Here is a 20,274-nt window from a genome sequence, read left to right as displayed (position 1 = left end):
ATGGCTCTGCCAATCGGGTGTCTTGTTTATGTGGGCGGCAACAAGCAAAGGCGACGAAAGAGCCCTTTCGCCGCCTTTGTATTTCTCTCAAACGCAACACGGCAATAATGAAGAATAATCATCATGCATTATTTGGCCGTGTCGATACTGATAGCAAATGAATGCTATCTATATACCGAGCTTAGAACGAACGCTGGAAGCGGATCGTGCCACCCCATGCGTCGTCAACGTCATTGCCGTTAGCAACGGCTTCATAACGCTTCCAGTCGCCGCCGAACTTGGTGTAGTTGACTTCCGGCGTAATCGTGAAGCCCGGAACGATTTCATAGGCAACGTTGGCGGCAACAGCTGTTTTGCCCCAATCGTCATGTGCGCCCTGAAGGTTGAAGGTTGCCTTTGGCGTCAGGGCATATTTCAGACCACCCCAGACAGCCCATTCACCACCCCACTGGCCGTACATCTGATCTGGGCTTTCTTCGGAAGCATAAGCGCCCTGCAGCCAGAGGCCGAAGCGGTCCGTAATTGCAACGTCGCCGCGGACCTTTGCAGACCATTCTTCGATAACCGAGTCGTATGCAACGACACCAGCGATCGAACCCCAGCCGCCAGCATATTTCAGGCCGCCAACAACATGTGGCATGTAACCGTCGATAGCGTAGTCATGACCGAACGGGTTTGTATAACCACCGTCGTTATCGCCGCCCTGTTCAAGAGCGACCACTGCCGAGAAGCCGTTGCCAGCTGCGAAGGTGTAGGAGATCTTGCCCGTGCGGTATGCACCAGCCGAGACCACGTCGTCGTTGATGATGTCGCCGAGGTAACCGGTGAAGGTGTGAAATTCCGACTCATCGATACCGACCTTCAGGCCACCAAGTTCGATATAGGCGAACTGCAGCACAACATCGGAGCTGGTGCCGCCGAAGCCATCAATGTTCGAATCGCCGTAATAGCCATCGTGACGCGAATTGCTCGACGAATAGTTGAAGCGGGTTTCGGTGAAGGTTTTCAAAGTGCCGAATTCGGTTTCGGAAGCCGTTGACGTGCGCAGGGCAAAACGCAGGCTCTTGTCCCAGCCTTCGCGGTCAACGCCGGAGTAGGCATCGTCGCCACCCTTTACGTCATAACGGACATAGCCGTGAATGCGCAGGCAGGTTTCGGTGCCCGGGATGTAGAAATAACCAGCGCCGTAAGCATCGCAAACGCGAACATATTCAACGGCTTCTGGTTCAGGAGCAACAATTGCATCCGCTGCAAATGCCGGGAACGACATTACTGCTGCCGATGAGGCAAGGAGGAGAGACTTCATGTTCATATTATTCGCCTTGTTTCGTTTTCAAACAATGCATCTTATTGAACACTAATATTGATGGAGAACAATTGCCGATATTGAATGTGAAGTATTTCTAACTATACGTGTTGCGACGAGGACACCAATTATTACATGACTAATTGTGCTTGAACTAATTTTATATAGAAACAAAAAACAGCGACAGAAAAATCTGCCGCTGTAATTGTTGTGACCAATTGCTGACTGGAGATCAGATAATCACAGTATCACTATTCTGTCTAAATTCTTCGATGTCAATCAATACTTGTTTTTAATGATCGAGAATCGTTCATTTATCTGCCAGTAAGAGCGATTTCAAAACATGTGTTGTAACCGCTCTCACTTTTGGTTTTTTACGCAAGTCTTATACAAAACTGCTTCGAGCTTTTCAGGGGCGCTTTAGAACGAACGCTGGAAGCGAACGGTACCCTGAATGCCGTCCGAGCCGACGAGGCCAGCTTCACGCAGCGGATGATCGCTATCCCACTTGGTGTAGGAAACTTCCGGAGTGATGGTGAAGCCAGGAACCAGCTGGTAAGCGACGTTTGCGGTGATTGCGGTCTTGCCCCAATCTTCGTAAGCGCCCTGAATGTTGAAGGTTGCCTTGTCGGTCGCCTTGAACTTCGCGCCGCCCCAGACAGCCCATTCACCGCCCCACTGGCCGTAATTCTGGTAAGGGGTTTCTTCAGACGAATAGCCGCCCTGCACCCAGACCGAGAATTTTTCGGTGATGTTGACGTCGCCGCGCAGCTTGCCGTTCCAGTCTTCAATAACCGGGTCGTAAGCGACTACACCTGCGATCGAGCCCCATCCGCCCTTGAACTTCAGGCCGCCGAGAAGATGTGGTGTGTAGCCATCAATCGTATAGCTGCTACCACCCTGTTCAGCAGCGATGATGGCCGAGAAGCCATTGCCACCGGTGAAGGTGTAAGAAACCTGACCCGTCGTGTAGCTGCCGGCTGCGATCACGTCATCGTTGATGACGTCGCCGAGATAGCCGGTGAAGGTATGGAAAGCCGATTCATCGATACCGACGCGGAAACCACCAAGTTCGATGTAGGCACGACGATTATCGACGCTGCTCGATGCCGAGCCGTATTCACCATCCCATCCCGAGTTTTCCGAGGTGTAGTTAAAGCGAGTTTCGGTATAGGACTTGAGCGTGCCGAGTTCGGTTTCGGTCGCGGTCGATGTACGCAGCGTGAAACGAGCGCCCTTGTCCCAGCCCTTACGATCAAAACCGGTATAGGCATCGTCGCCACCCTTCACATCATAGCGGACATAGCCGCTGATGCGCAGGCAGGTTTCGGTGCCCGGAATATAGAAATAGCCCGCGCCGTAAGCATCGCAAACGCGAACATATTCAACGGCTTCTGGCTCCGGAGCAACGATTACATCTGCAGCAAATGCTGGCAAAGATATAATTCCTGCTGCGGAAGTCATGAGAAGTGTAGTGATTTTCATTTTTGTCACCCGATGAAGTTGTATTTACGGATGCAAAAAAACATTGAATAGCTACACTTTCAATTATCAGTTTTATGACAATAACTGTTTCAATTATCCTGTTGCAATATCATCACCAATATTGTGTGTGCTAAGTATATGATTGATAAACACCAAAACGAAAACGTATTGGGGTGCAATAATGCAATATTATATGGGATTATTTATCTAAATTCGAATAGTGACTATATTTTCTAAAACTTAAAATATAAATCATATGGATGGCAATAAGATTGCCATCCATGAATTCGGAAATATCGTGTCTTTTTGAATTTTGGACCGCGCAATACTGTTTTCTATACAGTTCATCCCGGCCGCTGATCGAGAATCTATGATTGTTCAGCGAGTGGCGGCTTTAAGAGCCTGATCAAGATCTTCGATAAGATCCTGCGCCTTATCAAGACCAATGTTCAATCGGATCGTGCGTTCGCTGACGCCAAAGCGCGCAAACACATTTGTCTCCGGCGAAATGCTGAGTGCAGCCTTGGCTGGCACAACAAGGCTTTCGGGCCCGCCCCAACTTACCCCAATGCGGATAAGTTTCAGTTCATCGACAAAGGTTGGAATGTCTATGGCGCCTGTCACCTCAAAGGAGAACAGACCTCCGAAACCGGAAAAACTGTTCTTGCCCGGATGATCCATGAATGCCGGATGCATGACGTTGGCTATTCTGTTCGAGGATTGCAGCCATTGAGCGACATCCAATCCGGCCTCATGATGATGGCGCATCCGCAGAGAAAGCGTTTCGAGATTGCGCAGCACCAGCCAGGCTTCGAAGGGGGCCAGCTTGGCGCCGGTATAGGGAAAGATTTCCGCATTGACGCGGTCGATAAGCGCCCGCGATCCGGCGACCAGACCAGCAACTGTGTCACTCTGTCCACTCAGATATTTGGAAGCGGCGTGAATGACCAGATCTATGCCGATTGTCAGGGGATTTTGGAAGAGGGGGGTGGCCCAGGAATTATCGACAATTGTCAATACACCGTGTTTGCGTGCGGCTTCTGCGATGGCTTTCAAGTCCTGCAGTTCAAAGACCATCGATGTCGGGCTTTCGAGATAGGCCAGGCGCGCGCCAGGTAGCGCTTTGACCATGCGCTCAGTATCTCTGCCGTCGATATAGTCGACAATAACGCCGAAACGCTTCAGCACCTTTTCGAAAAAGCGGAAAGCATCGCTATAGACATGGCGGACCGTCACAATACGATCACCAGGATTGACGAAGGCTAAAATGGTCGCCGCAATTGCACCCATGCCGCTGGAGAAGGCGCGTGCATCTTCGGCACCTTCCATTTCTGCAATTCGTTGCTCGAGCAAGCGAACGGTGGGATTGTCTCCGCGTGAATAAATGGGTTTTGGCGATCGGCCCGCAAAGACCGCTTCCAGCTCCGCGTAGTTGTCGAACAGAAACAGTGAGGTCTGGTAAATAGGCGGCACGGCAGCGTCGAACGGGTCATCGCGTATTGAGGTGAAGCTGTTCGGAATGATTGTATGTTGAGCGTCGAACTTGGGCGTTTCTTTCATGATTATCCTCGCAAGGCAGAAACTGGGTAGCGGATGTTCTTTTCGGGCGCTCAACCTGTGTCGCGGGACAAGGAGCCAACGACCGCGCGGCCCTGTTCATCGGTGAGGCTGCCGAGATCGGGAGAAAGCAGCCGGTCTGCAAAAAAGCGTTCGCGCAATAGCATGACCAGAAGCGCCTTCTTATGGGGAAACTGGACATGCTTGATCTTGGCGAAGCCCGACCGGTCGAGGTTGCGTATCTGCTGCTGATGGTGGTGAATGGGTTCTCCAACGATCCGGGTTGTTCGGGGGTCCGCAAGAAACATGTAATGTATCAAGGAAGGCAGCCATGCACTGACGAAGGCCTTTCCTCGGAACGCATCTTCGCCAATCGCAACGTGCCAGCCCCGATCATATGGGTCTGCATCATAATAGGGGCCGAGCCTGTCTTCCTTTGCCCAGTAGAGTTCGAAGTAACCGAAGGGGATGCCATCGAAGGTCCCTATCAGTGGCAATGTGCGTGGATCAGCCAGCCGTCCATTGAGGAAATCGCGGTGATAATCGAGACTGCCATGGTCCTCCCATATTGCTGAAACATGGGGATCATTCATCCAGCGATTAAAATGCCCCAGATCGCCTTCTAAATCTGCGACATGGAAGGCTAGAATCTTATCTATCCAAGGGATATGGCGCTGGTAAACGATGCCGCTTGGCTTCGGTGGGCGTATTGGATGGTGAATTCCGTTGGTCACTGTCGATACAGCGGGATAAGCATAGGGAGCGCTTCCAAGCCAAAGCTGCGCCAGCTGGAAAAGGAGTTCGGGGCGGGAGATAAATCCATCCTCTGTCCGTTCCATTGAGCCACTCGCCAGAATGTCTGTGGGATCACAATATGTGGGTAACATCACCTGTACGAAGGGCAAATCTGGGTGGCATGTGAAAAGCGCTTCCAATACGGCAAGAACTGCTCTTTCCGCCTCCGCGGTTGCAGGGGGCAAAGTTCCGAAATCAAGGCTGGGGCCTCTTGCGCGTGAAAATGTGCCAGCCGCGATATCCTTGCCGTTGTGCTTGACGCTAAAGCCATCTGCGGTCGCCACTACATGCCCAAAAAGCATCGGTGCGCTATGAGCAACGGTGGCTGTATGGCTGGCGAAACCTGCTTCGGGTAAGCGCAGACGCGCCTTGCTGTTGGAATCGCCTCCTGCGTTGAACGAATATTCTCTCACTGGCGATGTATCCATCGTCATTTCTCCAACATTAGGAATTCGATTTGCTGTGGCGTTTGTGATGGCGCGTTTGTCGTCCGAGGTTCGCTATTCAAGGGACGATTGAGCAATCAATAAATTCAGAAAAAATATAGAAATTTTTAGACACAAAATATTTGAATTTCTATTGATCTCATTCGTCTATCAGGCATCGGTACAATAATGGAGCATATATGATGTGATCATTTTAGATTGCCCATAAAATAGTTAGAGAATAAAAATATTTCTTCAGGTTGTTTGCTGAGGAAAATTAATTTTGTTTTTCTTAGGATTAAACAGAATGAATATCGACAGTAGAATTTCTGGAATGAATGGTGGTCACCAGGCGGCGGCTGCATGGCCACTGTCGTCGACACAATCACGCATTTGGATACTGTCGGCTATTGGAAATGAAAGCATCTATGGTCGCCAGATGCTGGGGCTAGCGCTGGGCGATATCGATGCGAATTTTGCTGCGGAACGATTGGCGCAGCTGCCCGCAAGACACCCACTCATCACGCGTCGATTTGAACTCAAGCCGGGTGGTGTTGTTTATCAGCATATACCTCACGCGGGTCGCGTCGATATTGTTGAACAACACGTAGCGGTTGGTGTTGAAACCGACGAAGTGATGCTGACTGTGGCGCGTTCGGAACGCGACCGGCAGATTGATCTTGAGCAGGAAAATCCCGCACGCTTCATTCTATTAAAACGCGGAGACACGGCTGTCGGGGTCCTGTTCTCCCTGCATGCAATTGTTGCCGACAGCGCAGCGCTGGGGCGACTTGCCGTTGACTTCGTAGAATCCTTACGCAGCGGTTCCAGCGAAACCGCAAAAACTTCGCCGACCACATGGTCACTCGAACAAGCTGCAACAATCACACCACCTGCCGACAAGGTAGACTTCTGGCTCGACCGACTTGGAAGGCAGGAAAATATCGCAGTTCTCACTCCGGTATTGCCCCACGGACCGGAGCCGGAAAATTGGACGGAAACAGAGATATACGTTGAAGGCGATAGTTCCACCTCAACGAAACAACTCGAACTTGATCTGCTGACGGGCCTCGCCGTGGCGTTGCGACGTTACTCGGGCTATGGAACGCAACGGATCGGCCTCACTACCAGAGATGGGGCTGCCGATATCGCAACGCGAACGGAAGATACTCTGGTTTTCGCCGCTGAAGTCAATGGCGGCATGACACTGGAAAAGACGAAGCAGCAGTTTGAACGGGAGATTACCGTCTCCAGACAACACTTCATGCCATTCGAAACATTGGCCGAAAGCCTTCTGCGTCGGGACGAAAGTTTCGAAACCACGGCGCTTGCCAGAACTGTTCTTGATCTGCGACCGGCATATTTTCTCAATGATACGTTCACGCGTGTCATCATAGAGCCTCCAGCGCGTCGGGATGCCGAACTGGTGGTCACTGTTCACGCGGCCAGCAATGGCGGTTTCAAAGTTGCCTTTGGTTTCGATCCACAAAAGCAAGATCGTCGGCACGTGGTCCGCTTTGCCAGTGATTTCAAGATTGCGCTTTCTTGCCTGAACGATGATCCCACAGCGCTTGTCCGGGAAATTCCGTTTGTTTCGAGCGCAGAACTGGAACAGCTGTCCGCGCCTTATCCAGATCAGCCGCAGCCGGATGATGGTGTGCCGGTGCATGAAGTAATCGCAGCGCAGGCGCTGCGACGCCCGGGCGCGTTTGCCGTTGCACAGGGGGGCCGCGCCATCACCCATGGCGAGCTGGAAGCCTCGGCCAACCGTCTCGCGCGTCATCTGATAGCTCTGGGAATCGGACCAGAGAAACGTGTCGCAGTGGCGCTCGACAAATCTATCGAAGCGATAATTGCCATTCTGGCTATCATGAAGGCCGGGGGCGCCTTCACACCAGTTGAGCCAGATCACCCGGAGGCCCGCAACCGGCATATTCTTTCTGCGCCGGGCCTTTCGCTGATCATCACACGTAAGCGTTTCCTCGAAAGTCTTCCGCAGGATGTCATCACGCCGAAGCTGGATATAGATCGTCTGGATCTGTCGCAGGAAAGCGCTGAGCCACCGGTGACTGTCGTCGCGCCGGATCAACTTGCTTATGTCATTTATACATCCGGTTCTACGGGTGTTCCAAAAGGCGTGGCGGTTGAGCATGGTCCACTGGCGCATCACTGCAAGGCGACCTTGCGCATTTATGAAATGACCGAGAAATCGTGTGAATATCCGGTCCTTCCGTTCACATCCGATGGTGGGCATGAGCGCTGGATGGTGCCGCTGATGGCTGGCGGCGGCGTGGTTTTGACATCGGACAAGCTTGCAACTCCGGATGAGGCTTTCGCGCTGATGCGCAAGCACGGGGTCAGCAATGCCAGCCTTCCAACAAGCTATGTGCGCGGACTGGCCGAATATGCCAGTGAGCATCCAGATATTCCGACTTTACGGCTATATTCATTCGGCGGCGAGGCCCTACCGCGCGCTGTTTTCGACATGATCAACGATAATCTTCAGGCTCCACTCCTCATTAATGGTTATGGTCCGACCGAAACCATCATGACGCCGATGATCTGGAAAATTCCGTTGGGAACCCGCTTTGAAGGCACAGTGGCTCCGATCGGGCGGGGGGTGGGTGATCGGAGAATCTATATTCTCGATGAGGATCTGGTTCCTGTTCCGGTCGGTGTCGTTGGCGAGATTTACATCGGTGGCAGTGGTCTCGCTCGTGGTTATCAAGGACGTCCGGATTTGACGGAAGAGCGGTTTATTCCCGATCCTTTCTCGTCAGGCGCTGGTCGAATGTATAAATCCGGCGATCTCGGACGATGGCGCGAAGATGGCATTGTTGAATTTGCCGGTCGGGTCGATCATCAGATCAAGCTGCGGGGGTATCGCATTGAACCCGGTGAGATTGAAGCGGTACTGAGCGCCGATTCCCGTGTTGCCGAGACGGTCGTCCTGCTGCATCACGATGGTGCCCGTTCGTCACTGGTTGCCTATGTCGTGCCGCGCGAAGGTGAAACTGTCACTGTGACGGAACTGCGCCGCGCCGCCATGGTTGCTTTACCGGATTATATGGTTCCGCAGACGATCATGTTGATCGATAAGCTGCCGATGGGGCCGAACAGCAAGCTTGACCGTGCTGCTCTTCCACCGCCGCTTTTGGAACGCGAGGCCATTGCGCCAGAAAATGACCGAGAGCGGACCATTCTAACGGTCTGGCGCGATGTGCTCGACATTCCGGATATCGGCGTTACCGAGAATTTTTTCGATATCGGGGGGCAATCCCTTGCGGCAGTCCGTATCGTGTCTCGTCTCAAGACACACCATCCGGACTGGCCTCTGACAATTGCAGATATGTTCAATCATCCGACGGTGCGCGATCTTGCTGCGGCACTCGATGGCTCGCGCGAGGATACCGGCGTCAACGTGATCTATTTGCGCCGTAGTGGCAACCGCCCGGTGCTCTATTGCTTCCCCGGTCTGCTTGTCAGTACGCGCGAATATATGCGCCTCGTCGATTATCTGGGTCCGGATCAGCCAGCAACCGGGTTTATCTGTTACTCGCTCAGCGAAACCAAAACGCTAAGCACGCGGGTTGAGGATATCACCGCGCGTTATGCCGAAGAAGTACGGCGTTTGGCCAAGGGGCGGCCTTGCGCTTTTCTTGGCTGGTCGTGGGGTGGGCTGCTTGCCTATGAGGCAGCGCAGCAGCTTGGAAACGATATCGATCTGCGCATGATCGGTATGGTTGATGTCTGTGATATGGACGAAGAGTTTACAGTTGGAATTCTACCGCGTTTTGAAAAAGGCGTTCGTGATCGGACCCATCGGCGCGTCCAGGAATGGCTGAATGTGGCGCCGATGCGCGATGACTGGCAGAGACTGTTTGCGGCGATGGACCGCGAAATCTATGAACAGTTTCTCAGCCATGTCGTGAAACACGATGTAGTCCTGCCTGTAGACGGGCCAGACATTGGTTCGGAAGAGCACACATTCTGGGTGCTCATCGACAATGCGATGATCTTCCGCAACTACCAGCTCTCTCAGAGTGATTTTCGCATTCACGCCTTTGCGGCAGAAGATTCTCTGACCCGCTCTCTCAACGTCATTGACTGGCGCCGATACTCGACCAGGGCGACGGCGCCCGAGATCGTCAATGGTACTAACCATCTGACGATTATCGGTAAATCGCCTTTCCATCAGCGTTTTGCGCGCAGGCTCGACGAGGCGCTGGTAACAAAATTGCATAGGACTATCGAATTGACCTGAGTGGCTTTGCCATCGGGCTTTAGTCAAACCTTGCGCGTTTGTCGTGCTGCAGTTTCGTGAAGAAAACTGTCCTCCCAGTTTCTTTCGACTGCCTAACAGGAGATACATCATGTCCTCTGAAGTGCTCGATCTTGTGGGTGCCGGAATTGGCCCTTTCAATCTCAGTCTCGCTGCGCAGTTGGACTCCATACCCGACATCAAGGCGCGTTTTTTCGACAAGCGAGCGGCTTTCGCGTGGCATCCCGGAATGTTGTTGCCGGGTGCGGAGATGCAGACGTCGTTCCTGAAAGACCTCGTCACGGGAACCAATCCCACGAGCCCGTGGAGTTTTCTTTCCTATCTGGTCAAGCACAAGCGCTTCTATCAATTCCTGAATGCTGAATATGAAGCCGTACCACGCCGGGAATTTGCCAATTATCTTGAATGGGTGGCAACGGGGTTGAAGTCTTTGCGTTTCGATACCCGTGTCGAGGATGTACGCTTTGACGATCATCACTTCCGTGTCCGGACCAATGGCGAAGAGGTCAAGACGCGCAATCTGTCTGTGGCTGTTGGCAAACAGCCTTCAATGCCCGACTGGGTGGCAAACCTTCCCCAGAATGTGTTCTTTCATAACAGCGTCGCAGCTGAAAGGCTCGGCTCGGTGAAAGCCCGACGCATAGCTGTGATTGGCGGCGGGCAAAGTGGTGCGGAGATTATCGACGCACTTCTCGACTCTAATCCAGATGCTTACATCCATTGGATCAGCCGCAGGCCGAACTTCGAGCCGCTGGATGCCACACCGTTCACAAATGAACTATTCACGCCGGGCTATATGGATTGCTTCCATGGGTTGCCGGAACCCTTACGCCTGTCACATACCCATCGCCAGATGCTGGCCAGCGACGGCATATCGGCTTCGACGCTCAAAAAGCTCTACCGGCGACTTTATGAACGGAAACTGGATCATTCAGCAGGTGCTGAGGGGGATATCTCGCTTTGTCCACACCGTGATGTGGTTGCCGCAGACTATGCAGATCGTGAAATTCACCTGACCATGAATAACGGTTTCGATCAGACGACAGAGAGGGTAACCGTTGACGCTCTCGTTCTGGCGACGGGCTATCGCTTTGTTCTACCGGAATTTCTGAATTCTCTGCATGCGCCGCTCGCCATGAATTCGCTGGGCGACCCGGTGCTGGAACGCGATTTCTCGCTTGTCTGGGACGGACCGAGCGACAACCGGATCTATGTCATGAATGCCGGGCGTCATAGTCATGGAATTGCAGAGCCGCAACTTAGTCTCGCGGCCTGGCGCAGTGCGGTCATCGCCAATTCACTTCTGGGAAGACCGCATTTCGACCTCACGCCGCCGGACGCATTTGTGCGGTGGCAAGCCGAGACAGGTGATGAAGTTGCATCGCATGATGTTGATGTCGTTCAGGCCGCAGAATAAGCGATCCGATGAGCGTGGGCGAAGTGGCTATTCATTGCTTGCACTTAAGGCATGACACTGTCTGCAATACAGATGCCTTGAGTATGGATGAAATGGAGCGAGCGGCTGCCTTTCAGTCTGTTCAGAGCCGCAAGCTATTTATCGCAGGGCGGCAACTTTGCCGCTCGGTCATTGCGCATATGACCGGGCAAACGGCATCGGCAATTCACATCGCGATAAATTCCGCCGGAAAGCCCTATTTGCCAGACTGTGACATACGCTTCAGCCTTTCTCACAATGCCAATTGCGTGTTGCTCGCAACAAGCCGTCATGTGGACATAGGCATTGATCTGGAGGCGTTTCGAAATGATCATCGAGACGATCTTGAGGCTGCGGCATCTTTGGTTCTTTCCGATGTCGAGTTGAGGGTGATTGTGCAGCTTGACGAGGCCGAGCGGCACGATGCGCTCCTGTCAGCATGGGTGCGAAGAGAGGCTGCGCTGAAATGTTGGGGGCAAGGATTCCTGGTTGACCCCAAAGACATGCGCATCCAGTCAGATCAATATGGAAGCCAAATGACAAAGCGGACTGGAGGCGCACGAACGACTATCGAGGGTGGGCAATTTTCAGATGTCTATGGGAATCGATATTTTTGGGCGCTGGCCCAAGCTTGCAGTAACGGGATCGATAGAAGCAGATTGCGTTGGAACCTGAGCCACTTACCACCTTAACCGGATAAATATTGCGAAAACAAGCAGATAAAAGAAACCAAATATATCTTGATTATTTCTATCCACTTTTATAGGCTGATATGGTCACTCGGCGGGGAAATGCAAACTTGGATTTCGAAGGGCCCGGAAATGACACTCAATCTTTCGCAGTCAACATTGGATGGTCAGGTTCATGAAGCGCTTCTGATCCGTAGAAAGCTTTTGGCAGTTGCCCGTCGCATCACAGGCAGCGCAACGGTGGCGGAGGATATCGTTCAGGAAGTGATGTTGCAGCTTATCTCCGCGCCTTTGGGATCTGAGGTGGAGCGCCCAGCTTCCTATGTGACGCGGATGGTCAGAAATCTCGCTACAGATTATGTGCGACGCCGTGAATTCGAAAGAGCCCTCTTTGTCGAAGAGCCAACCAGTGGATGTATGGCGCAATATGGTAGTCCTGAGGAGCACGTGCGCGAATGTCAGGCATATCAGGCTTTCCGACATGCCATGGAAATCATGCCGGCGCGCACGCGTGCGTTTTACGAGCAATATTATTTTGATGGAGTTTCACAAAAGGTTATCGCCCAGCGGGCTGGAGTTTCTTGTGCACTGGTCTGCGGACTTTTGAAGGACGCACATCGGCTCTGTGTGGCTGCTATTGGGTCGAATGACGAGCGGAAGATGCCTGTCAGGCGCAGAACGAATGCCTGAGAACGATGAGCGAAAGACGGGAGCCATGCATGCATGATGCAATAGAGATTGTCGAAAACAAGGGGCAGATTTGCCGCGATATCATGTCGGAACTCTCTGATTGGTTCAACGAACCGGCGGTGATCGAAGCCTGTGCCGAGGCGGTGGAAGAACTGCCGATGTTCGGCTGCAAGGACGGCAATGATATTGTGGGATTTGTCGCGCTGAAGCAACATCCGCCGTCGGCCATGGAAATACTGGTCATTGCTTCGCGCCGGTCACACCACCGGGCAGGAATAGGCAGGCGGTTGCTCGCCGCAGCCGAACATGTGGCGAGAGAAGCCAATTGCCAACTCCTTACAGTAAAGACGCTTGCACCCCGTGGGAAGGATGAGCCACAATATGATGCGACACGCGCTTTCTATGATAGAAGTGGATTTATTCGGGCTGAGACGTTTCCCACTCTTTGGCATGAGGATCATCCATGCCTCTTCTTTGTCAAACCACTGAATGCATCGCATTGAACTTCGCGTATCACCAAACCATTGTTCCAAGAACTGTTGTCTATGACGTCTGAATTTGCTTCGTTCTCCCTTCTGACGCGCCGTAGTCTTCTCCAGGCTACGGCAGGTCTGTGTCTGGCGAAAGGTTCATCTGCCCGTGCGGATGTCGAGCCGGTGATACAGCGTGTGGTATCGCTGGATTATGGGCTGGTATCCACCATGCTGGCGTTCGATGTTGCACCGGTAGCGATTGCCGGGTGCGCCGGCTGGAACAAATGGGTGGTTGAGCCGGAGCTGCCATCGGGCGTTGCTGATCTGGGGGCTACCAGTGCGATCAATTTCGAAGTTTTGGCGAGTATCAAACCGACACTCATTCTGACCACGCCGTTTCTCGCGCCACTGAAACCGAAGCTGGAAGCTATCGGCCCCGTACTTGAACTAACCATTTATGCTGAGGGTGGCAATGCCTTATCCCGTTCCATCGCGGCGACAGAGGCGCTGGGGGTGGCGCTCGGACGCGAAGGACAGGCTCGCGATTTTCTGGAACGAGCCGACCGACAATTTGATGATTATGCCGCACGGATTGCCCAGTTGAACGCTCCGCCGTTGGCGCTGGTCAATTTTGTGGATATGCGTCATGCCCGCATTTATGGCGGGGGCGGACTTTATCAAAGTGTTTTGAGCCGGATTGGTCTCAAGAATGCATGGACCGGAGCCGCTAACTATTGGGGCTTTGATACCATTGGTCTTGAACAACTGGCCCTGATGGACCAGAATTTGCGGCTGGTCGCTTTCGAGCCGCTGGCCCCTCCCGATATAATGGAAAGGCTGCAAGAAAGCCCCTTGTGGAGTTCACTTCCCTTTGTGAAAGCTGGCCGTTATACGGTTTTGCCCGGCGTTCTGATGTTCGGCATGGTGGTGGAAGCGTTACGTTTTGCCGACCTTCTGGTCAATGCACTGGAGCGCACGGCATGATCCGTCTTGCTTCATCATCAAACGGTTTGGCACCACTGATTGCCCTTGCCCTTCTGCTTTCGGGCGGATTATTGGCATGGCATGGCATTGCCCCGGACATAGACAGATTGTTCGTGCGTAGCACAGACTACGATCCGCGATTTATCATGCTTGCCTATTCGACATTACCGCGTCTGGTGACGGCGTTGATAGGTGGTGCTGCACTGGCACTGGCAGGTACTTTGTTGCAGCAGGTGCTGCGTAACCCTCTAGCTTCGCCAACGACGCTGGGCATTTCGGCGGGGGCCAATCTGGCACTGGTCGTTACCATGCTGGCATTCCCGACGCTTGCCGGTCTGAGCCGGGACACCGTTGCGCTGATCGGTAGTGCTCTTGCCGCAGCTATCGTTTTTCTCATCGGTGCGCGGCGGAGTTTTTCGCCCTTTGCGCTTATTCTGTCTGGTCTGATCGTCAGTGTGTGGTGCGGTGCGCTTGCCTCCATCCTCATTCTGATGAACGACCGCTACTTGTCGGGGTTGTTCATATGGGGCGCCGGTTCGCTGGCGCAGCAAAGTTGGTCGGTTCCGCTATCGCTTATTCCGAAAGTTGCCACTTTGTCCTTGATCACCTTTATCATGGCGCGACCACTCGCCTTGATGGAACTCGGAGACAGCGGCGCAAGCGGTCTTGGGCTTTCGGTCAAACACGCGCGCATCGCCGCAATTTGCCTTGCCGTGGCTTTGACAGCGGTGGTCACGAGCGCTGTCGGCGTGATTGGCTTTGTTGGTCTGGTCGCTCCCGCAATTACGCGTCTTGGTGGCGCGCGCACGTTGAAAAGCCAGCTTATCTGGTCACCGCTGGTCGGCGCTGGCTTGTTGTTTCTGACCGACGAAGTGGTGCAGCTATTGGCGAATGCATCCTCTGGCTTTTTGCCTACCGGTGCCGTGACCGCTCTGTTCGGAGCGCCTGTGCTCCTGATGCTGGTACCGCGACTGAAAGCTGTGCATCGCGGGTTGTCTGAGTTAGGAGGAACAGCTGGACGTTCCCTCACGGTCAAGTCTTGGCTGGTGGTGCTTCTCAGTCTGCTACTACTTGTATTGATATTACTGGCACTTTTCCTAGGTCGTGAACCCAGTGGAAATTGGGCATTCACAGGGAGTGATTTGTGGCCTGAAGTTCTGCCTTATCGCATTCCACGGGTGATAGGCGCTTTTGCAGCAGGCCTGATGCTGGGGGTCGTGGGAACACTGCTTCAGCGGTTGATGGGCAATGAAATGGCAAGCCCAGAGGTGCTGGGTATTTCCGCCGGTGCCACCATGGGCGTTGCTGTGGCGCTCTTTATGCTACCGGTGATGGGTTTCTTTGCACAAATCGGCTTCGCGGCAATTGGTGCTCTGATTGTGCTGGTCATCATCATTGTGCTTGGATTGCGTTCCGGGTTTGCACCTGAGCGGGTTCTGCTAACCGGCATCGCACTTACAGCCATGCTTGACGCCGCCGTCGGTATCATCGCAGCCAGCGGCGATCCGCGCGCCATTATCTTGCTGCAATGGATGAGCGGTTCGACTTATCTTATCGAAACTCCAATGGCGCTTACGGCGACCGGGATCGGACTCGCGGGCTTGCTATTGACACTGGTGATGCGTCGATGGCTCGACATGTTGCCGCTCGGACCAGTGGTGGCGCAGTCGGTGGGTGTTCATGTGGTAGTCGCTCGTTCGGCGCTGTTAACGCTGGCAGCTTTTCTGACAAGTGCGGCAACACTTGTGGTCGGACCTTTGAGCTTTATCGGATTGATGGGACCTCATGTCGCGCGGGAACTCGGCTTGCGTCGGGCTGTACCGCAAGTGCTGGGCGCCGCGCTGGCCGGTGCCGGACTGATGGTTCTTGCCGACTGGATTGGTCGAATGATCGCATTTCCCTATCAGATACCGGCTGGCCTTGTTTCAGCATTGATTGGAACACCACTGTTGCTGGTTCTCCTGCTACAGCGCAGGCGTTCAGTCTGAGTGCGCAACTAGCCGCCTTCACACATCCGAGTTGACAACAATCTGGAGAAAGCAAAATGCGTAAAGTCGCTTTGGTAACCGGAGGCACGCGCGGAATTGGAGCCGCCATATCAATAGCCTTGCAGGAAGCGGGCTACAATGTTGCGGCAACCTATATTCGCGACAGCGAAGCCGCAGCTTCATTCTCTCAGAACACTGGCATCCCGACATATCAATGGGATGTTTGCGATTATGCCGCGTGCGAAGAGGGGATCAAAAAAGTTGAGCAGGAGTTGGGTGTCATCAACGTTCTTGTCAACAATGCCGGTATTACACGCGACCGCATGTTTCACAAGATGACACCGGGTGAGTGGCATGAGGTTATCAGTACCAATCTTGGTGGGCTTTTCAATATGACACATCCGATCTGGCAGGGGATGCGTGAGCGCAGTTTCGGGCGCGTTATCAATATTTCGTCCATCAACGGTCAGAAGGGCCAGATGGGGCAGGTGAACTATTCGGCGGCCAAGGCTGGTGATCTGGGTTTCACCAAAGCTCTGGCTCAGGAAGGGGCGGGGAAAGGCATAACGGTCAACGCCGTATGCCCCGGTTATGTCGGTACGGAGATGGTCAGGCAGGTTCCCGAGAACGTAATGAACGATCACATCCTGCCGCAAATCCCGGCAGGCCGTCTGGCGACACCCGACGAGATTGCACGTTGTGTGTTGTTTCTTGCTTCTGATGCAGCCGGCTTCATCACCGGCTCCACGCTGTCGGTGAATGGTGGTCAGTATTTCGCCTGAGACAAGAGATTAGTGACGGCCATTGGGCAGCGGGCACAATTGCCCGCAGCCAGCCACGCCGGGAAGATTATAACGCAGGCAGCAGATTTTACGTTGTTTGAAGGCATCCCCACATAACGGGCTTGTCGTGCGCATCATGCCATACATAGGGTTCTTTCCACCGTCCGGCCATAGTGGCTCGTCGAGTAGCATTCGTCCGGCAACGCCGAGGACTGGGTCGACATGATGCGCGACCTCGTCGACAATCCAGGAATAATAGCCCGCGACATTGTTCCATAGAAGTTTTGGCGCGACCTTTGCATTGGAGCAGATGGCTTCAATCAGCGGTTCGATATGATTTCGCATTACCGCAAGAAGGTCTGCGGTACGGTTTGCGGCGGTTCCTTCTTCACCGGGATTGTCGAGCAGAATTGCGGTGGGAGCCGCGTTGGCAGGTGTACATACCACAGCGGTACTGTTCAGATTCAGAGGCAGATGTTTTCCATGAACGAGCCGCAGCACTGTCGGTGAGATAGAAACGACGCTGAAATAATACATCGTCCACATTGAAATAACCGCACGACGGTCGCCGCCTGGAAACGAAGATGCAAAACGCTCTATGACACTGTCGAACACAGCAGCATCGGTCAGATCGCTGCATGGAATGGTCTCGGTTTCTTCTGGAACGGCGAGGAGCATCTTGCCTCGACAATAGGCGAAGCGCTCGTCAATCACCTTGTCCAGCACGTGGGGATCCCGAACCGTCACAGAAGGAGCGCGCCCAAAAGCCTGTACAGATGCCGCCATCTCACCTTACCAACGGTATTTAAGAGAGCCTGTCACGTTGCGACCCTGACTGAGATAACAAAAGCCGCTTTCGCAGACATCGAGGCGACGATCGGCAATATTGCGCACGTTGACAGCGGCTGTCAGGCCGTCAAGATCATGGTTGATTGCACCGAAGTCGTAGGTCATGCCTGCATCGACATAGAGCGCCGACGGATTTCTAGCGGTGTTGGCATTGTCAGTATAGCTTTTGCTGTTGAAGCGCAGCCCGGCACCGAGGCTGAGACCCCTGACTACAGATCCTTCATCGAATGTATAGTTGGTCCAGAGCGACGCGGTGTGACGTGGCCGCACGGCAACCTCGTTGCCTGAGATCTCACCTTCAGTGATTTCTGACTCACTCAGCGTATAGGCAGCAATGATATCGAGCCCGGACGAGATTGCCATTCTCGCTTCGAGTTCCAACCCTTTCGTGGTGACTTCGCCCAGCGATTGATAGGACAGTGTGAGGGGATCGACCAGCTGTGGTTTGTTCTGCTCGACAATATGATAGGCGGCGGCGGATAGAAGGATATCTGTTCCGGGAGGCTGATACTTCACGCCGACTTCGTATTGCTCGCCTGTGGTTGGCTTCAATGTGTCTCCCGATGCCGAGCGCTGCGTGACTGGATCGAAAGATGTCGAATAGTTTGCATAGGGTGCGATGCCGTTATCGAACAAATAGAGCGCGCCCAGTTGTACCGATGTTGCAGTATCGTCGACGTCCTGGCTTTCTTGCGTTCCCGAGCTGACATAGGTGGTGTTGCGCTTCTGGTTTACCCAGGTTTGGCGCGCACCCAGTGTGAAACGCCATCGGTCCACTTCGATCTGGTCAAGGGCATAAATGCCGGTCTGGCGCAGGTCCATGTCCAGCAGAGAGTAATTGAAGTCAGGCGTTGCGCCCGTCAGTCCGTATTGAGGGTTGGAAATGTCCAGATCGAAAGCGGGATCGACTGCTCCTATCCCGTAGCCGAAGGATGACGACAGGTTTGTGTAATCCAACCCGAACAGCATGGTATGCGAAAGAGGCCCAGTGTCGAATTTGGCTTCGAGCTGATTGTCGATCTGAAAAATGTTCGCTTCATCTTTAAGCGCGGTCGCACCGCGATGGGCGATTGTGTCAGTCCAGCTATAGATGCTGAGATAACGCGCGCGTAAATCCATATGTGAGTAGCGCGCATGCTGCCGGAACGTCAGGCCATTGTCGAATTCGTGTTCAAAACGATAGCCAACCTGCTGTTGCCGCACTTTCTGATAATCGTACTTCGGATCGCTGGCGCGAATATCGAGAACCTGCCCGCTTGGTGTGACGACAGCACTCGGACTGGCGTCAGATTCGTCAGATTGTATCAGTCCATAAACCGTGAGCGATGTGGCAGCGTCCGGTTTCCAGGTAAAGGATGGCTGGAACATATAGCGGTCATCGGCAATGTCGAAATTGGTTTCGCCAGCTCGTGCGAGACCGGTGAAGCGATACAGGAAATTGTTGTTGTCTTCGCTAACCGGTCCGCCAAAATCGAATGTTGCCTGCGCGCGACTTTGGGTGCCATAGAGCACGCCGACTTCACGGAACGTTTCTTCTGTTGGGCTCTTGGATATCTTGTTGATGATGCCACCAGGAGAACCGGCACCATAAAGCACTGACATCGGTCCCTTGATGACCTCAACGCGCTCGAGCGAATAGGGTTCTGTCGGGAAGTTGCCATAATTGACATAATATTGGCGCAGCCCGTCGCGGAAATCGCCATTGAGCGACAGGATCTGACCGCGCAACATAATGACATCATAGCGGGGATCAAAGCCGGTCGATGCGGTGGTTACGCCCGCAGTATAGTTTACAGCCTCAACAATGCTATTGGTGGCGCGCTCTTCCAGCTCTTTCTGTGTGATGACGGATACCGCACGAGGCGTTTCGAGAATAGGCGTCGCAATCTTGGTAGCACCACGGCTCCGCTTGGCCACAACGGTAGAATTATCTTCGCTAACGCCGCGGATGTCACCGCTGCTCTCAATGACGATGGGGGCAAGTTGAGTCGTGTTGCCCGAACTATTCTGAGCAAAGGCGGCACTACCCATTGCCAAAGCGGCCGCCAAGATTGATGTTGTTTGCAATAGGTAACGGGTGAGCGGACTAAGAGAACTACACTGACGACGGAGTCTGGTCACGACAAACAAATCCTCTCCAGAAGGCCCCGCATCAGCAAGGCCAGCCAAATAAATCAATTCAATGTGTTGTTCACGCTGCAGCGTGACAGACTGTTCATCAAACCATATAGCTGCGGCGCGATATCGTCAACTTATCTTGACTAAATTTATCATCTTTTTGTGTGAGATTAACGAAAGTTTTTCGAATGTATTGGTTGAATTTATTAAAAAAGAAAACTAACATATTTCTATTTATAGGATTATTCTTTATTCGAATATTCTGGGAATTTCATTATAAAATGAGGAATTTCTTTAAGTAATTAAGTATATTATGGTTCTTAGGCGGCGTGGACGAATTTGAGCCAGTATCTTGCGGTAGCAATATGAACCATGCTGATGAAGCTCTCGGCGAGTTGGTCGTATCGAGTAGCAAT

Annotated in this window: 14 protein-coding genes and 1 pseudogene; 8 read left to right on the top strand and 7 right to left on the bottom strand. The window is 53.1% G+C overall.

The window, feature by feature from the left end; all coding sequences use genetic code 11:
* Positions 1-181: 181 nt before the first annotated feature.
* The 4 genes from FHW00_RS23570 to FHW00_RS23555 all read right to left on the bottom strand — a co-directional run bounded on the left by FHW00_RS23570 (position 182) and on the right by FHW00_RS23555 (position 5,571).
* The gene (locus FHW00_RS23570; RefSeq protein ID WP_078341128.1) at positions 182-1,312 is read right to left on the bottom strand and encodes a porin; all 1,131 of its coding nucleotides are present in this window, start codon (positions 1,310-1,312) and stop codon (positions 182-184) included.
* A 414-nt stretch (positions 1,313-1,726) separates the two neighbouring features.
* Complete coding sequence (locus tag FHW00_RS23565; RefSeq protein WP_078341129.1) at positions 1,727-2,791, bottom strand: porin; 1,065 nt, start codon at positions 2,789-2,791, stop codon at positions 1,727-1,729.
* A gap of 378 nt (positions 2,792-3,169) precedes the next feature.
* Positions 3,170-4,351 carry a PLP-dependent transferase gene (locus FHW00_RS23560; protein WP_078341130.1) on the bottom strand — a complete coding sequence of 394 codons (1,182 nt, stop codon included), beginning with the start codon at positions 4,349-4,351 and terminating at the stop codon, positions 3,170-3,172.
* A 50-nt stretch (positions 4,352-4,401) separates the two neighbouring features.
* On the bottom strand, positions 4,402-5,571 hold the full coding sequence (locus FHW00_RS23555; RefSeq protein WP_445558022.1) for a GNAT family N-acetyltransferase: 1,170 nt from the start codon (positions 5,569-5,571) through the stop codon (positions 4,402-4,404).
* A 304-nt stretch (positions 5,572-5,875) separates the two neighbouring features.
* Here FHW00_RS23555 and FHW00_RS23550 point away from each other — a divergent pair, with 304 nt between their 5' ends.
* The 8 genes from FHW00_RS23550 to phbB all read left to right on the top strand — a co-directional run bounded on the left by FHW00_RS23550 (position 5,876) and on the right by phbB (position 16,891).
* A complete protein-coding gene (locus FHW00_RS23550; protein ID WP_078341131.1) occupies positions 5,876-9,832 on the top strand; it encodes a non-ribosomal peptide synthetase in 3,957 nt (1,318 codons plus the stop codon).
* 109 nt (positions 9,833-9,941) lie between these two features.
* The gene (locus FHW00_RS23545) at positions 9,942-11,267 is read left to right on the top strand and encodes a lysine N(6)-hydroxylase/L-ornithine N(5)-oxygenase family protein (protein WP_078341132.1); all 1,326 of its coding nucleotides are present in this window, start codon (positions 9,942-9,944) and stop codon (positions 11,265-11,267) included.
* Between the two features lie 8 nt (positions 11,268-11,275).
* Positions 11,276-11,977: a 4'-phosphopantetheinyl transferase family protein gene (locus tag FHW00_RS23540; RefSeq protein ID WP_078341133.1), complete on the top strand. Its 702-nt coding sequence runs from the start codon at positions 11,276-11,278 to the stop codon at positions 11,975-11,977.
* 129 nt (positions 11,978-12,106) lie between these two features.
* A complete protein-coding gene (locus tag FHW00_RS23535) occupies positions 12,107-12,664 on the top strand; it encodes a sigma-70 family RNA polymerase sigma factor (protein ID WP_078341143.1) in 558 nt (185 codons plus the stop codon).
* Positions 12,665-12,693: 29 nt separating this feature from the next.
* Positions 12,694-13,167 carry a GNAT family N-acetyltransferase gene (locus FHW00_RS23530; protein WP_078341134.1) on the top strand — a complete coding sequence of 158 codons (474 nt, stop codon included), beginning with the start codon at positions 12,694-12,696 and terminating at the stop codon, positions 13,165-13,167.
* Positions 13,168-13,209: 42 nt separating this feature from the next.
* Complete coding sequence (locus FHW00_RS23525; protein WP_078341135.1) at positions 13,210-14,121, top strand: iron-siderophore ABC transporter substrate-binding protein; 912 nt, start codon at positions 13,210-13,212, stop codon at positions 14,119-14,121.
* Positions 14,118-16,109 (top strand): Fe(3+)-hydroxamate ABC transporter permease FhuB, encoded by a 1,992-nt coding sequence (gene fhuB, locus FHW00_RS23520; protein ID WP_176168384.1) that lies wholly within the window; start codon positions 14,118-14,120, stop codon positions 16,107-16,109. The genes FHW00_RS23525 and fhuB overlap by 4 nt, the downstream gene beginning before the upstream one ends.
* 56 nt (positions 16,110-16,165) lie before the next feature.
* Positions 16,166-16,891, top strand: a complete 726-nt coding sequence (gene phbB, locus FHW00_RS23515) for an acetoacetyl-CoA reductase (RefSeq protein ID WP_078341136.1) — start codon at positions 16,166-16,168, stop codon at positions 16,889-16,891.
* A gap of 9 nt (positions 16,892-16,900) precedes the next feature.
* Here phbB and fhuF read toward each other — a convergent pair whose 3' ends face one another.
* From fhuF to FHW00_RS24655, 3 genes and pseudogenes are all read right to left on the bottom strand, one after another.
* Positions 16,901-17,677 (bottom strand): siderophore-iron reductase FhuF, encoded by a 777-nt coding sequence (gene fhuF, locus FHW00_RS23510; RefSeq protein WP_078341137.1) that lies wholly within the window; start codon positions 17,675-17,677, stop codon positions 16,901-16,903.
* A 6-nt stretch (positions 17,678-17,683) separates the two neighbouring features.
* Positions 17,684-19,771, bottom strand: coding sequence for a TonB-dependent siderophore receptor (locus FHW00_RS23505; RefSeq protein WP_078341138.1), 2,088 nt, complete (start codon positions 19,769-19,771; stop codon positions 17,684-17,686).
* A gap of 407 nt (positions 19,772-20,178) precedes the next feature.
* A pseudogene (locus FHW00_RS24655) lies at positions 20,179-20,274 on the bottom strand (IS5 family transposase); the annotation flags it as partial.

This window comes from Ochrobactrum sp. P6BSIII, from assembly GCF_014138065.1.
Classification (GTDB): domain Bacteria; phylum Pseudomonadota; class Alphaproteobacteria; order Rhizobiales; family Rhizobiaceae; genus Brucella.
The sequence above is the reverse complement of the archived record's forward strand: the minus strand, read 5'-3'. Positions and strand labels throughout refer to the sequence as shown.